This window comes from Stenotrophomonas sp. SrG (assembly GCF_050031795.1).
GTDB classification, from domain to species: Bacteria; Pseudomonadota; Gammaproteobacteria; order Xanthomonadales; family Xanthomonadaceae; genus Stenotrophomonas; species Stenotrophomonas rhizophila_A.
Window position 1 is genome coordinate 1 of sequence record NZ_JBNBBE010000894.1, and the last position, 243, is coordinate 243.

A 243-nucleotide genomic window follows, 5' to 3' on the forward strand; every position below is an offset into this window, starting at 1 on the left:
TTCGGCCTGGTGGCGATGAGCGCGCTGGCGATCATAGAACCCTACCGCATGCGCCTCATCACCTCGTTCTGGGACCCGTGGGCCGACCAGCAGGGCGACGGCTACCAGCTGTCCAACGCGCTGTTGGCGGTGGGCCGTGGCGAGTGGACCGGCGTGGGCCTGGGCAATTCTGTGCAGAAGCTGTACTACCTGCCCGAAGCAAACACCGACTTCTTCTTCTCGGTCACCGCCGAAGAACTGGGG

The 243-nt window shown here is 64.6% G+C and carries 1 protein-coding gene; it reads left to right on the top strand.

All coding sequences use genetic code 11. The annotated features are described in order from the left end of the window. The coding region (locus ACQG3P_RS22085) for an FtsW/RodA/SpoVE family cell cycle protein (protein ID WP_426806245.1) at positions 1 to 243 on the top strand (243 nt) is incomplete at both ends.